The organism is Mycobacterium sp. ACS4054 (assembly GCF_001667275.1).
Taxonomy (GTDB): Bacteria; Actinomycetota; Actinomycetes; order Mycobacteriales; family Mycobacteriaceae; genus Mycobacterium.
The window spans coordinates 24,714-38,244 of record NZ_LZHV01000041.1 but is presented as its reverse complement, the minus strand read 5'-3'; the positions used below and the strand labels follow the sequence as shown (position 1 = coordinate 38,244).

Annotated in this window: 15 protein-coding genes; 7 read left to right on the top strand and 8 right to left on the bottom strand. The window is 66.9% G+C overall.

Annotated elements, in window-relative coordinates; genetic code table 11:
* Positions 1–7 precede the first annotated feature (7 nt).
* Both A5730_RS09160 and A5730_RS09155 read left to right on the top strand, forming a co-directional pair.
* Positions 8–889, top strand: coding sequence for a hypothetical protein (locus A5730_RS09160; protein ID WP_231994655.1), 882 nt, complete (start codon positions 8–10; stop codon positions 887–889).
* 32 nt (positions 890–921) lie between these two features.
* Positions 922–1,512: a hypothetical protein gene (locus A5730_RS09155; RefSeq protein ID WP_156745744.1), complete on the top strand. Its 591-nt coding sequence runs from the start codon at positions 922–924 to the stop codon at positions 1,510–1,512.
* A gap of 138 nt (positions 1,513–1,650) precedes the next feature.
* Here the strand turns inward: A5730_RS09155 and A5730_RS09150 are convergent, their stop codons facing one another.
* From A5730_RS09150 to A5730_RS25130, 3 genes are all read right to left on the bottom strand, one after another.
* Positions 1,651–2,757, bottom strand: a complete 1,107-nt coding sequence (locus A5730_RS09150) for a PPE family protein (protein WP_067898583.1) — start codon at positions 2,755–2,757, stop codon at positions 1,651–1,653.
* A gap of 14 nt (positions 2,758–2,771) precedes the next feature.
* Positions 2,772–3,071, bottom strand: a complete 300-nt coding sequence (locus A5730_RS09145; RefSeq protein WP_067899536.1) for a PE family protein — start codon at positions 3,069–3,071, stop codon at positions 2,772–2,774.
* A gap of 186 nt (positions 3,072–3,257) precedes the next feature.
* Entirely contained in the window at positions 3,258–3,611 is a 354-nt protein-coding gene (locus tag A5730_RS25130) for a response regulator (protein WP_231994654.1), read from the bottom strand.
* 243 nt (positions 3,612–3,854) lie between these two features.
* On the opposite strand from A5730_RS25130, the gene A5730_RS09135 reads away from it, so the two are divergent.
* Positions 3,855–4,457, top strand: a complete 603-nt coding sequence (locus A5730_RS09135; RefSeq protein WP_197506219.1) for a sigma-70 family RNA polymerase sigma factor — start codon at positions 3,855–3,857, stop codon at positions 4,455–4,457.
* A gap of 36 nt (positions 4,458–4,493) precedes the next feature.
* On the opposite strand, the gene A5730_RS09130 is transcribed toward A5730_RS09135, so the two are convergent.
* Positions 4,494–5,186 carry a response regulator transcription factor gene (locus A5730_RS09130; protein WP_055404972.1) on the bottom strand — a complete coding sequence of 231 codons (693 nt, stop codon included), beginning with the start codon at positions 5,184–5,186 and terminating at the stop codon, positions 4,494–4,496.
* Between the two features lie 202 nt (positions 5,187–5,388).
* Entirely contained in the window at positions 5,389–5,835 is a 447-nt protein-coding gene (locus A5730_RS09125; RefSeq protein WP_067898577.1) for an Lrp/AsnC family transcriptional regulator, read from the bottom strand.
* Positions 5,836–5,956: 121 nt separating this feature from the next.
* Here A5730_RS09125 and ddaH point away from each other — a divergent pair, with 121 nt between their 5' ends.
* From ddaH to A5730_RS09105, 4 genes are read left to right on the top strand one after another with little or no spacing between them, the layout of a single operon-like run.
* Positions 5,957–6,799 (top strand): dimethylargininase, encoded by an 843-nt coding sequence (ddaH, locus tag A5730_RS09120; protein ID WP_067898574.1) that lies wholly within the window; start codon positions 5,957–5,959, stop codon positions 6,797–6,799.
* Complete coding sequence (rocD, locus tag A5730_RS09115) at positions 6,796–8,031, top strand: ornithine--oxo-acid transaminase (RefSeq protein ID WP_067898571.1); 1,236 nt, start codon at positions 6,796–6,798, stop codon at positions 8,029–8,031. The genes ddaH and rocD overlap by 4 nt, the downstream gene beginning before the upstream one ends.
* A gap of 26 nt (positions 8,032–8,057) precedes the next feature.
* Positions 8,058–9,503 carry an amino acid permease gene (locus A5730_RS09110; RefSeq protein ID WP_156745743.1) on the top strand — a complete coding sequence of 482 codons (1,446 nt, stop codon included), beginning with the start codon at positions 8,058–8,060 and terminating at the stop codon, positions 9,501–9,503.
* Positions 9,500–10,378, top strand: coding sequence for a universal stress protein (locus A5730_RS09105; RefSeq protein WP_067898568.1), 879 nt, complete (start codon positions 9,500–9,502; stop codon positions 10,376–10,378). Before A5730_RS09110 ends, A5730_RS09105 begins: the two co-directional genes overlap by 4 nt.
* On the opposite strand, the gene A5730_RS09100 is transcribed toward A5730_RS09105, so the two are convergent.
* The 3 genes from A5730_RS09100 to A5730_RS09090 form a co-directional block, all read right to left on the bottom strand.
* A complete protein-coding gene (locus A5730_RS09100; RefSeq protein WP_067899529.1) occupies positions 10,375–11,712 on the bottom strand; it encodes a sugar ABC transporter substrate-binding protein in 1,338 nt (445 codons plus the stop codon). The genes A5730_RS09105 and A5730_RS09100 overlap by 4 nt on opposite strands.
* A 79-nt stretch (positions 11,713–11,791) precedes the next feature.
* Positions 11,792–12,607, bottom strand: coding sequence for a carbohydrate ABC transporter permease (locus tag A5730_RS09095; protein ID WP_067898565.1), 816 nt, complete (start codon positions 12,605–12,607; stop codon positions 11,792–11,794).
* Positions 12,594–13,463, bottom strand: a complete 870-nt coding sequence (locus A5730_RS09090) for a carbohydrate ABC transporter permease (RefSeq protein WP_156745759.1) — start codon at positions 13,461–13,463, stop codon at positions 12,594–12,596. Before A5730_RS09090 ends, A5730_RS09095 begins: the two co-directional genes overlap by 14 nt.
* Between the last annotated feature and the right edge of the window lie 68 nt (positions 13,464–13,531).

Sequence of the window (13,531 nt, the reverse complement as noted above, 5' to 3'; positions counted from 1 at the left end):
GCTACTGGTGCTCAATGACGGCAAACAGGAATTGCAGGCGGTGTCCTTGGATGGCGCCCGCGTGCGAACCCTGATCACCGGCCTCGACGAGCGGCCCGACGGCATCGTCGTCGACGAGTCACGCGGCCACGTGTATTGGACGAACATGGGCGCCCCCGATCCAGGGGGTGACCCACGTTCGGAAGTCGCCTACGCCCGCAACGGATCACTGGAACGTGCCGACCTTGACGGCGGCAATCGGGTCACCATCGTGCCCCGCGGCGCGTTTACCACCGGTAAGCAGCTCACCGCCGACTTCGAGGCCGGCGTGCTGTTCTGGTGCGACCGGGAAGGCATGCAGGTGTTGTCCTGCAACCTCGACGGCAGCGACCTGCACCCCCTGGTGGTGGCCGCGGTCGGGGACGAGGCGGCACGCACGATTGCCCACCATTGTGTTGGTATCGCCGTCGACCTGGATCGTCGCCTGCTGTACTGGACGCAAAAGGGTGCACCAAAAGCCGGCGAGGGCAGGATATTTCGCGCCCCCCTGGACCTGCCGCCCGGCGTCAGTCCCCAGCATCGTGACGACGTCGAGCTGCTCTACCAGGACCTGCCCGAGCCTATCGATCTGCACCTTCTCGGAGGAACGACATTGGTGTGGACCGACCGCGGCGCCGAGCCAGACGGAAACACGCTCAACCGGTCGACAGTGCAGCCGGTGCTTGGTCCGGCCCAGATTCTGTCTCGCGGATATCACGAGGCGATCGGGGTAGTGGCCCTTTCTGACTCGGAGTTCTATGTCGGAGATCTTGGCGGGGGCATCCGCTATGTCAACGTCGACACCGGCGTCGACACCGAGCTGGTGCACCTGGGATTCGGCCTCACCGGCCTAGCCCTTGCCCACCGGTGACAGATTGTGCCACAGGCGAATAGGCGGTGAAGATGACCGGGATGGTGGATCTTTGGCACAACGTGACTCCCGGCCAGGGCACACTGCTAGGCGGCGCTTTCGTCGTGTTGGCGGGTGTCATCGCTTTCGCCACGGGCTCCCTCGACCGGAGGTCACGGCAGAAGCGATTCCACTATGAGGAGATGAAAGCGCTGTATGCCGACGCGTTGCGGATCGGGCGAGACCTCGAGATCCTCAAGGCGTTGCCACCGCAGGAGCGCAGAGAGCTGCTGACCGAGAAGGCGGAGGCCATCGACCGGGTGATCAGCGAGCTCGCGCTCACCGGCAACTACCAAACCGCGGATCTGGCCATCGCCTACGCCTATCAGCAGTCGGTTCAGCTCGGTGTGTGGCTGAGGGAAGTGGAGGCCGACGACGGGTTGATGGACCGACTGGACAGGTGGTTGCACAACATGCCCGAAGGCCAACGAGCGGCGTTGAAGACCTACGAGAACGTCAGCGTCAACCGTCGAGATGTGGTGCAGGCAGCGCGTAAAGAACTCGGCTTGTACGTACCGATGTGGTCACGGCACCGGCGCGTGCTCCGGGAGAGAATCGCGACTGCGCAGTTTCCGCTCAACTGATTCGCTGGTTTCACGAAACGCATGGTTCGACAGTATGTGTCGACGACTGGTCAACTGCCACCTCGGTGTGGCCGCGCCCCGTTAAGCGATTCAGCGCGATCACCTCGACCGGTGGAGTCACCCATTACACGTCGGTAGCTACCCGACGTACTGCTGGCGCGGCAGCACCTCGGGGCGCATCAACGACCGCAAGGTCGTGCCTTCGCCCGCATTGGGCTGACCCGGCGCCGCTCCTTTGGTGGACGAGCGAATTGGCGTGCTTGCCAAGCCGATCGGGGGCGCCGACTGGCCGAGATCGGTCTCACTGACAAGATTTGCTGGTAATGCTCTGGTGGCCAGGGTGTTCGGCGAGGAGGCGCCCCAGGCGGGTGGCACCGACAGGGCACCCACGGTGGCCGCGCGGGCGAGTCCCACGGACACCGCACCGCCGGCCTGAGGCCAGCCGGCCGAGCCAAGCGTGGTCGCCACCTGGCTGAGTCCGGCGCTCACCTTGGTGAGTGCGGCTGCCGTGGAGTCGGCCGCCGCCGCGCCCGACCCGGACAGAGTCGAGCATGCCGACAAGACGATGGAGGGGACTGTTGCGAAAGCGCTGATCCCGGAATTCACGGTGTCAGGCGCCAACGCATTGTTCAGGTCGCTGAGAATCTGTTGAACGATGGTGTCGACGGGAGGCCCGGCCGCCCCGGCGGTAGCGGCCCCTTGGGATTGCAGCCCGGTGGCATTGGTGTTCCGTTGCGGCGCAGGGAAGGGCGTCAACTTCGCCACGGCGGCCGAAGAGCCGGCGTAGCCGTACATGGCGGCCGCGTCTTGGGCCCACATCTCGGCGTATTGAGCCTCCGTTGCCATGATCGCAGGCAAGTTGATGCCCAAGATGTCAGTCGCGATGAGCATTGCCAGCTGCGCTCGGTTCGCCGCGATCACCGGCGGGGGGACCGTGGCCGCGAACGCCGCCTCAAACGCCGACGCTGCGGACCGGGCCCGGTTGGCCGATTGTTCGGCCTGCGATGCGGCGGCGCGCATCCACGTCACGTATGCCGCCGCGGAGGCGGCCATCGACAGCGACGATGGTCCGCGCCAACCCTTTCCGGTGAGCCCGGATATGACCGCGGAGTAGGAGACCGCCGCGGAAGACAGCTCCGCGGCCGCCATCTCCCACGCGGCCGCGGCGCCCAGCAGCGGAACCGACCCCGGTCCCGCGTACATGCGGCCGCTGTTGATTTCGGGCGGAAGCGCTTGAAAGTCCATCCGGAATGCCGTGTTCAGCGAGTCGTGGCCGCATTAGCGACCTCGGTGAGGGCGTACGAACCGGCGGACGCCTGCAAGGTAGCGACGAACATCTGGTGGATCACGTCTGACTGTGCCCCGATCTCCTGGAAGAGCGCCCCGTGGGCCGCGAACGCGGCAGCGACCAGCGCGGAAACCTCGTCAGCCGCCGCGGGTGCCAGCCACGTCGTGGGATGTGCCACAACCGAATTCATGGCGGCCATCGCCGTGCCGATTGCGGTCAGATGTCCCGCCGCCGCGGTCAGATCTTCGGGTTGTGTGGTGACAAACGACATCTGAACTCCCACTGCATGATTCGGCCGGCTCGTGAAATCACCGATTGGCGACCTCAACACCTAGCATCGCCGTGGTACGGGCTGATGTCGTCGGTGCTGGCGGCCCCATGGGATTCCGGCTAGCGGTAATTCTCGAGGTGGTTCAACAACCGCCGCATCGGACAGTCGCGCCGGTCGAGTCCGCCGTTACTCGCCCAGCCCGAGGGCGCCTCGGATCGCGTCGCCTGAAAGGGCCGCCTTGGGAATGAAGGCCAGAGCCGGGCTAATAGAGACGAGCTCCGCGAAATCCTCTTCGGCATGCGTGGAAATCAAGATCGTTGGCACCTGCGCGCCCGACCCATCGCGGTGCAGCAGTTCGACGATCTCGAAACCGCTTGCCCCGCCGAGATCGATGTCGACGAGAGTGACGTCGGGCCTCAACTCCTGTACGCGCCGCAAACCCTCTGCGAAAGATGTCGCCACCGCCACCACGCTTATCCCCTGGCGCTCAAGCAATTGCGCCGCCGCGTCGAGAAAGTCCTGATTGTCATCGACAATCACGCAACTCGTCCGCCGATCAGTTTGCACAAGTTCAGTCTGGGTCAGCCACGGACCCGTCGCATGGAAGCTAGCAGGAAATCCGCTGTGCGCCGACTCGCGCTTTCCGGCCACCTGGCACGCGTGTCTGGGTGATAACCGGAAGCCGCGACGGCTGCCAGCGGTGCAGACGGGAGCCGGTCCAGCGGCAAACGTAGACATGGCGCCGGACAGGCGCGGGCCGCAGCAGGAAGGTGCATGATGACTTTGCCAGAACAGTTGACCGCCGGCGCCCTATCGGCCGCCGAATTCGAACAACGGGTGACGCCGCACACGGCCGAGCTGTACCGCCGGGCCATGCGGCTGACCAGTCAGCATGCCGATGCTGAAGACCTCGTCCAGGACACCTTGGTCAAGGCCTTCGCCGCGTTCGGTTCGTTTCGGTCGGGAACAGACATCGGGGCTTGGCTGTATCGGATCCTGATCAACGCCCACATCAGCAACTATCGACGACTTCAGCGGCGTCCGACATTGCAGTCGACGGATCACCTCACGGATGCGCAATTGATCACGAGCGCCGACCATTCGCCCACGGGCCTGCCGTCAGCGGAGGACCAAGTGCTGAGGCGCCTTGGCCACCCGGGCGTGGTCACCGCAATGCGCGCCCTTCCCGAGCAATCTCGGACGGCGGTCTATTACGCGGATGTCGCGGGACTGAGCTGCCGGGAAATCGCTGCGTTGATGGGGACTCCGCTCGGAACAGTGGTGTCGCGTCTCCATCGCGGACGGCGCCGACTGCGGTGGCTACTCACCCAGGCTGACGAGAGCGCCGGTTACGTCGGCGCGAGGCGCCAGCCGGAGATCGCGTGAGACTTTGAGCGCCTGCTCATTCGGGTCGAGTCCGCTTCAGCGGGAGTCCAGGAACGTGATGACCGCCCGCACCCGCCGGTGATCGTCATCGGTCTCCGGTAGGCCCAGTTTGGTGAGGATACTGCGCACGTGTTTCTCAACCGTGCCCTCGGTGACCCACAACCGTCGTGCGATTCCGGCGTTCGAACGGCCCTCCGCCATAAGCTCGAGCACCTCCAGCTCACGCGGCGACAGCGCCGCCAACGGATCATTCCGGCGCCGCCCGGACACCAGTTCCTGGACGACCGCGGGATCAACCACCGACGCGCCCTTGGCGATCCGCTGCAGGGTGTCGACGAAATCGGCGACGTCCGTAACGCGGCTCTTGAGCAGATATCCGATGCCACGCCCGCTGGCCAATAGCTCCATCGCATGCTCGACGTCCACATAGGCGGACAACACCAGAATCCCCGTGGCGGGCAACTCCTCACGGATCGCGCGGGCGGCCTCCAGGCCCTCGGTGGTGTGGGTGGGCGGCATCCGGATGTCTACGACGACCACGTCGGGATTGGCTTTTCGTACCAACGCGAGCAGCTCGACAGCATTGCCGACCTGCCCCACCACGCTGAACCCGGATCGGTCCAGGAGGCTGGCCAGGCCCTCACGAAGCAAGGTTTCGTCGTCGGCTATCACCGCGCGCAACTGCGCCGGCGCCGTCCCAGCCTCGGCGGTGCTTGATTCCGTTGTCATCGCCTGACCTCCCGGGTTACCACCTGAGAAATCATCTTGCACCGGGCGCTAGGCGTTTTCTAGCTATCCCTCACATCCATTGATCGGCCGACGGACGAATCACCTGCCTGCAAAACCGGCCCCGGTGCGGCACGTCACCGCACCAATCGCGCAGGGCGATATTGCGTTTGCAGATCGCGTCATTGGTGCGGAGCGCCCTGCTTCAGGTTCGCGTCCGGTCGATCAGGTTCGACAGCACCACGATGCTTTCGCTGCGCTCGATGTCGGCGCTGGACCGGATGCGCTCGAGCGCCGTTTCCAGGTGACTCATGTCGCGGGCCAGCACGTGCAGGATCGCATCCGACGTTCCAGTCACCGTCGCGGCGCTGACCACCTCAGGCATGTCCACCCAGGCCGCCCGCAGCCGATCCGGCGCGATCGTCCCGTGGCAGAACACCTGCACGTAAGCCTCTGTGTTCCAGCCGAGCGCGTTGCGGTCGACGACCGTGGTGAAACCCTTGATGACGCCGGCGTCCAGCATCCGGTCGACGCGGCGCTTGACCGCCGGCGCGGACAGATTCACCCGCTCGCCGATTTCGGCGAAGGTGGCGCGCGCGTGCTCGGTCAGTTCGGCGAGGATGCGGGCGTCGGTCTCGTCCAGCCGCTCCATGAGACCTCTCCGGTATGGGCGCAACAAATCGATGCTTAGCGCAGCATAGCGCAACAAATCGCGCATGGACACGCAATGACTAGCGTTTGATTGTGTCAACCTTGGCAAATACCGTTGATTTATGACGGACCAGCACATCGCGCCACCCGCGCCGACACAGGCCCGCACCGCCTGCGCCCGCCGGTATGCGATGACACCGCCGGCGTTCTTCGCGGTCGAATACGCGATCAACCCGTGGATGGACATCGCCACGCCCGTCGACGTAGGGCTCGCGCAGGCTCAATGGGAATCGTTGCGCGCGACCTACCTTCGGCTGGGTCACCAGGTGGAGGTCGTCGAACCCGTCGCCGGGCTGCCGGACATGGTGTACGCCGCCAACGGCGGCTTCATCGCCGGAGACGTCGCGATCGTGGCGAGGTTCCGGTTCGCCGAGCGGGCGGGCGAAGCGCAAGCCTACGCCGAGTTCATGGCGTCGTTGGGCTACCGTCCGGTGTCCACTCGTCATGTCAACGAGGGGCAGGGCGACCTGCTGATGGTCGGCGAAATGGTGTTAGCGGGATACGGCTTTCGCACCGACCGGCGGGCGCACGCGGAAATCTCCGCGGCGCTGCGGATGCCGGTGGTCTCACTCGAGTTGGTGGATCCGCGCTTCTACCACCTGGACACCGCGCTGGCCGTCCTCGACGACCATACGATCGCGTTCTACCCGCCGGCGTTCAGCGCTGCCGCGCAGGATCAACTGCTGGCGCTGTTCCCCGGGGCGATCGTGGTGGGCAGCGCCGACGCGTTCGTGCTCGGCCTCAACGTCGTCTCCGACGGCCGCCACGTCGTCCTGCCCTCCGCCGCAACGGGTTTCGCCTCCCAGCTGCGCGCGGCCGGCTTCGAACCCATCGGCGTCGACCTCTCCGAACTCCTCAAGGGTGGCGGTTCGGTCAAGTGCTGCACATTGGAGGTGTTTAAGTGACGATTCTCGACGCCCGGGCCGCGACCCGGACCGAGGCCGCCATCGGGTTGGTCGAACGCTATGCGGCGCACAACTATTCGCCGTTGCCTGTGGTGGCGGCCAGCGCCGAGGGCGCCTGGGTGACCGACGTGGAGGGCCGGCGGTACCTGGACTTCCTGGCGGCCTACTCGGCGGTGAACTTCGGCCACCGCAACCCCGAGATCACCGCGGCGGCGCATGCCCAGCTCGACACCGTCACGCTGGTGAGCCGCGCGTTCCATTCGGACACGCTCGGCCCGTTCTGCGCCGCCCTGGCCCAGCTGTGCGGCAAGGACCTGGTGCTGCCGATGAACTCGGGCGCCGAGGCTGTGGAGAGCGGCCTGAAGGTCGCCCGCAAGTGGGGCGCCGAGGTCAAGGGCGTCCCCGACGGCCGGGCGAACATCATCGTGGCCGACAACAACTTCCATGGCCGCACGATCAGCATCGTCAGCTTCTCCTCCGACCCCGCGGCGCGGGGCGGATTCGGACCCTTCACGCCCGGGTTCCGCTCGGTACCGTTCGGTCACGCCGCCGCGCTGGCCCGCGCGATCGACGACGACACCGTCGCGGTGCTGCTCGAGCCGATCCAGGGCGAGGCGGGCATCGTCGTCCCGCCCGAGGGCTACTTGTCCACCGTTCGCGCGCTGTGTAGCGAGCACAACGTGCTGATGATTGCCGACGAGATCCAGTCCGGTCTGGCGCGCACGGGACACACGTTCGCCTGCGACCACTGGGGCGTGGTGCCGGACGTCTACCTGCTCGGCAAGGCGCTCGGCGGCGGCGTGGTTCCGCTGTCGGCGGTGGTCGCCGACCACGAGGTCCTGGGCGTGCTGCATCCCGGCGAGCACGGCTCCACTTTCGGGGGCAACCCGCTGGCCGCCGCCATCGGCACCACCGTGGTTGCCATGCTGGCCCGCGGGGAGTTCCAGGCCCGCTCGGCGACATTGGGCGCGCACCTGCACGGGCGTCTGCGTGAACTCGTGGGCCACGGCGTCGTCGAGGTGCGTGGCCTGGGACTGTGGGCCGGCGTCGACATCGACCCGGCGCTCGGGACGGGTAAGCAGATGAGCCTCCGCCTCGCCGATCGCGGGGTGTTGGTGAAGGACACGCACTCCTGCACGCTACGGTTCGCGCCGCCGCTGGTGATCAGCGAGCGGGAGATCGACTGGGCGATCGCGCAGTTCGCTTCTGCGTTGCGGGAGGCTGCCCCATAATCAGCTGATCGAGCAAGGAGGGTTCATTGCCACCCACGTCGATCAGCCTCAAAGAGCAGATGCTGCGGCGCCGCCCGGTTGTCGGCACGCCCGTCGCCTACGGTGCCGCCGACCACCTCAAGCGCAGCATCGGCACTTTCCAGCTGACCATGTTCGGGGTCGGCTCGACGGTCGGGACGGGCATCTTCTTCGTGATGTCGCAGGCCGTGCCGGAAGCCGGCCCCGGGGTGATCCTGTCGTTCCTCATCGCCGGGCTCGCGGCCGGGCTCGCGGCCATCTGCTACGCCGAATTGGCTTCGGCGGTACCGGTTTCCGGGTCCTCCTACTCCTACGCGTACACGACTTTGGGTGAGGTCGTCGCGATGGGCGTGGCGGCCTGCCTGCTGCTCGAATACGGGGTGTCCACCGCGGCGGTCGCGGTCAACTGGAGCGGCTACCTCAACAAGCTGCTCAGCAACGTCTTCGGTTTCGAGTTCCCCCATGCCGTGTCGGCCGCGCCGTGGGACGCGCGGCCCGGCTATGTGAATCTGCCGGCGATCGTGTTGATCGGAATGTGCGCGCTGCTGCTCATTCGCGGTGCCAGCGAGTCGGCCAGGGTCAACACGATCATGGTGCTGATCAAGTTGGGTGTGCTGATCATCTTCGGCGTGCTCGCGTTCACCGCCTTCGACGCCGCTCACCTGCGCGACTTCGCGCCGTTCGGCGCCGCGGGCATCGGCTCGGCCGCCGGCACCATCTTCTTCTCCTATATCGGCCTGGACGCCGTGTCGACCGCGGGCGACGAGGTGAAGAATCCGCAGAAGACCATGCCGCGCGCGCTGATCGCGGCCCTGCTGACCGTGACCGGCGTGTACGTGTTCGTCGCGCTGGCCGCGCTGGGCACCCAGCCCTGGCAGGACTTCGCCGGGCAGCAGGAAGCGGGGCTGGCCACGATCCTGGACCACGTCACCCGCGGCGCCTGGGCCGGCACGATCCTGGCCGCGGGCGCCGTCATCTCGATCTTCTCCGTCACCCTGGTCACCATGTACGGGATGACCCGCATCCTGTTCGCGATGGGCCGCGACGGGCTGCTGCCGGCGCGATTCGCGCGGGTGAACACGAGCACCATGACGCCGGTGGGCAACACGGTGATCGTGGCCATCGCGGCCTCGGCGCTGGCCGCCTTCATACCGCTGGAAAAGCTGGCCGACATGGTGTCCATCGGCACGCTCACCGCGTTCGTCGTCGTATCCATCGGCGTGATCATCCTGCGCGTGCGCGAGCCCGATCTGCCGCGGGGCTTCAAGGTGCCCGGTTACCCTGTCACGCCGGTGCTTTCGGTGGTGGCGTGCGGGTACATCCTGGCCAGCCTGCATTGGTACACCTGGATCGCGTTCAGCGGCTGGGTCGCGCTCGCGTTGGTGTTCTACTTCGTGTGGGGCCGCCACCACAGCGCGCTCAACGACGAAACCCTCGAGCGGGACGCGCTGTGACCGTCGTCGTCGGCTATCGGGCCGGCAAGGTCGGGGTCTCGGGGTTGCACCTGGGCGTGCGCATCGCGCGGACCCGCGACACCTCGCTCACCGTCGCAACCGTCGTGCCCAAGCCGTGGTTGACACCGTCGTTCGCCCGCGTCGATGCCGAGTACGAGCAGTGGGCCGACACCATGGCGGCGGAGTCGGCGAGCGAGGCCGCCCGCTTTCTCGACGGTGTGGCCGACGGCCTCGAGGTCACCTACCTGCACCGCGCGCACGGATCGGTGTCCGGGGGACTGCTGGAGATTGTCCACGAGGTCGAGGCCGACGTCCTCGTGCTGGGCTCGCTGCCCAGCGGTGGGCGGGGGCAAGTGCTCATCGGCTCCACCGCCGACTGGCTGCTGCACGCGTCGCCCGTGCCGGTGGCGATCAGCCCCCGCAAATACCGCGCGCACCAAGGCAAATTGAGCCGGCTCACTTGTGCCTACTCGGCCACCCCGGACGCCGTCGACGTGGTGAGACGCTGCTTCGAATTCGGTCAAAGATTCGGTGTCCCGATGCGGGTGATCACCTTCGCGGTCCGCGGCAAGACGATGTATCCGCCGGAGGTTGGGCTCGAGGTCGAGGATCAGGTGCTGCAGGCCTGGGCGTCCCAGGCGCAAGGCATCCTCGAGGAACTGCAGACGGACGGCGTCGTGAGCGAAGACGTTGCGCTGCAAGTGGTTACCGGACGCAGCTGGAAAGAGGCGCTGGCGAAGGCCGAGTGGCAGGAGGGCGAGATCCTGGCCCTGGGCACCCGGCCGCGCGGCGACATCCGCCGGGTATTCCTCGGTTCCCGCAGCGCCAAGATCATCCGGGAGAGCCCGGTGCCGGTGCTGGTGCTGCCCGGCTAACGCTGTGCCGCGGCGTTGGCGGCCGCCTGTGCCTTCTTGAGGGTCACCGCGACATCGCCACGGCCCAAGAACATCTCATCGAAATACGGCCGCATGGCGTCGCTGCCGGCCGCGAAACCGGCGCCACCGGGCGCCGCGATGCGCGGGCCGTTGAGCACGGCGAAGAACGGTCCGACGTCCACGCCCCTGGCCGACCAGAAGTCGAAGTACACCGGCTGCGCCGACAGCACGGCCGGGATGGCCGCGCCGGCACGGCCCAGGAACTCGTTGCCCTCCTTGCTTCCCATCCAGGCCAGGACCTGGCGCACCGCATCGGGATGCTTCGTCGCGGCATTGCCCACCGCGGCAATGCCATTGGTGACGCTCACCCGGCCGGCCGGGCCCGCCGGCATCAGCGCGACGCCCCAGTGGAAGCGGGCATCGCGGGCCACCGGCGCCAGGTTGTACGTACCGGACTGGAACAGTGCCATCCTGCCGGCCAAGAATTGGTTGCGGGAAAAGTCGCCGTTGTCGTTGGTGTCCGATGCCGGCGGCGCGACGTGGTCGCCGTTGATCAGGCCGACGAGGTACCGGAAAGCCTGCACCGCACCGGGATTGTCGAACGCGAACTTGTCACCCTGCTGGAAGACGCCACCGGCCGAGCCGATGTAGTTCAGGTAGATCCCCTGCGGGTCGTTGGCGGCGTTGTAGCCCCACTGCCGCACCTGTCCGGCGTCGAAACCCGCCGTGTTTGCGGGATGGCCGTCGGCGTCCACGGTGAGCCGGGCGAGCATCGGGCGCAGCGTGTCGTCGCCGGCGGCGCTCCACCGCAATCCGTTCAGCTCGGCGGCGTCGACACCGGCCGCGGCGAGCAGGTCGGCGTTGTAGAACACCGCGATTCCGGCATCGGTCAGTTGGGGAACGCCCCACAACGAGCCCCCGCGGGTGAACTGGCCCACGACCGCCGAGTCCCACGCCGCGGCGGAGCCGGGCTTGAGGGCCGTGCCGATGTCCATCAGCCGGCCGCTGTCGGCGTACGGGGCCAGGTAGGCGTTGGACAGCCAGAAGATGTCGTCGGCGCTACCGCCGGCCACATCGGTGCGCAGCGTGTCGAAGTACGTCGCGTACGCGACGACGCTGGTGTGCACCGCGATTCCGGGATGCGTGCGATTGAACGCCTCGAACGACTGCCGGTACGCCGTGGCGATCTGCTCGGCCCACACTCGCACCGTCACCACGACCTTGCCGCCCGGGGGCTGGCCGGAGTAGTCCAGCAGCACCGCGGTCGCACCCAAGAGCATCGCGACCAACGCGAGCGCGCCGGCCATCAGCGTCGAAAAGCGGGGCCGGTTCACGGTCTGCACCCAGATTGCCGCGGTGGTCGTGAAGCGTCGAAAATTACAGCCGTGACGGCAATCTCGACGCGTGAACGGTTCACTTGAGCCCCGAGACGACGATCGACGCGACGATGTGCCGCTGGAAGAACACGAACAGCGCGATCAGCGGGACAATTGCGATGGTCGTCGCGGCCATCACCAGCGTCCACTGGGAGTTGAACCGCGACTGCAAATCGGCCGTCGCGACCGTGAGCACCCGCCACTTGTGGCCGCTGGTGATCACCAGCGGCCACATGAAGTTATTCCACTGCGAGACAACGGTGATCAGCGTCAAGGCCGCGAGCACCGGCCGGCTCGACGGGATCACCACGTGCACGATCACGTCCAAAGTGTTGGCCCCGTCCAGGTGGGCGGCGTTGACCAAGTCGTTCGGGATGAGGCGAAAGTGCTCGCGCAGAAGGAAGATCGCGTACGGCGAACCGAACACGAACGGCAGCACCAACGCCCAGAACGTGTTGCGCAGGCCGAGCTGGGCCATCATCAGATACAACGGCACCACCGTGACCGTGCCCGGGACCATCAACGTCGCGACGTACACCCAGAACAGCGCGTCGCGCCCGGGGAAATCGAGGCGCGCGAACGCGTATCCGGCGAGTACTGAAAAGGTCAACTGGCCCACCAGAATTACCGCCGTCATCAAGGCGGTCACCGCCGCGGCCCGGCCGAACCCGGCCCCGCCCAGATCGGTGTAGTTGGCCAACGTGAAGGGCCGCGGCAGCTGCAGGGGCGTACCCGTGGCGAACTGGTGCGCCGAGGTGAACGAGGTCAACAGGCCAAGGGCGAACGGCACCAATGTGATCAGCGCGCCCAGGACAAGCCCGGCGTAGATGAGGAGCCGGCTAGGTGAGGTCATAGCTGATCCGCCGCCGAAAATACGCCTGCTGCACCACGGTGACGCCGATCAGGATGACGAACAGCACCACCGCCATCACCGACGCACGCCCGATCGCCGCCGAGCCGAAGGCCTCGGCGTAGATGCGGTGCGCCACCAGGTCGGTGCTGCCGCCGGGGCCGCCGCCGGTCAGCGCGTAGACCATGTCGAAAACCTGTGCCGTGCTGACGATTCCGGTCACCAGGACAAAGAAGGTGGTCGGGCGCAGCATGGGCAGCGTGATGCGCCAGAACCGTTGCCACCCATTGGCGCCGTCGGTGCGCGCGGCGGCGTGAATGTCGTCCGGGATCGCCAGCAAGCCCGCCAGGAACGACAGCGAGACGTAGCCGACGTTGGTCCACACGACGACGGCGGAAACCAGCGGCAACGCGAAGCTGGGATCCGACAGCCATTCGATGCTGTGCCCCAACACGGCGCTCACGGCCCCGTCGGTGGGCGCCAGAATCCAGCGCCACAGCACGGCGATCGCCAGCGGCGCGCAGATCCACGGCAGCACGTAGACGGTGCGAAACAGGCCGGTGCCGGGCAGCCGGCGCGCGAGCATGGACGCGGCCAGCAGGCCCAGCACCGTCTGCGCCGGAACCACGATCGCCACGAAGAGGGCCGTGACGATCAGCGAGTTGGCGAAGGTGTGATCGGTCAACACGGAGCGCCAGTTGGCCAGGCCCACATAGCGCAACGGCCCCAGCAGGTCCCAGCGGTACAGGCTCAGCCAGATCACCACCAGGATGGGCAGCAGCAAGAAGGCGACAACACCGAACAAACTGGGCGCCAACAGGGCGTAGCCCAGCGCGGTGGAGCGAGGCTGTCTCCTCAGGACGCCGCTGGCCATGCTGGTAATTAAAGCGGGCGCCGCCGGGGTTTGGGGTGAACGGCCGTTACGGT

Excerpts from the sequence above, each read along its gene's own strand:
- A5730_RS09155 (WP_156745744.1), top strand. The coding sequence starts at position 922 with ATGACCGGGATGGTGGATCTTTGGCACAACGTGACTCCCGGCCAGGGC.
- A5730_RS09150 (WP_067898583.1), bottom strand. The coding sequence starts at position 2,757 with ATGGACTTTCAAGCGCTTCCGCCCGAAATCAACAGCGGCCGCATGTAC.
- A5730_RS09145 (WP_067899536.1), bottom strand. The coding sequence starts at position 3,071 with ATGTCGTTTGTCACCACACAACCCGAAGATCTGACCGCGGCGGCGGGA.
- A5730_RS09130 (WP_055404972.1), bottom strand. The coding sequence starts at position 5,186 with ATGACAACGGAATCAAGCACCGCCGAGGCTGGGACGGCGCCGGCGCAG.
- A5730_RS09125 (WP_067898577.1), bottom strand. The coding sequence starts at position 5,835 with ATGGAGCGGCTGGACGAGACCGACGCCCGCATCCTCGCCGAACTGACC.
- ddaH (WP_067898574.1), top strand. The coding sequence starts at position 5,957 with ATGACGGACCAGCACATCGCGCCACCCGCGCCGACACAGGCCCGCACC.
- A5730_RS09095 (WP_067898565.1), bottom strand. The coding sequence starts at position 12,607 with ATGACCTCACCTAGCCGGCTCCTCATCTACGCCGGGCTTGTCCTGGGC.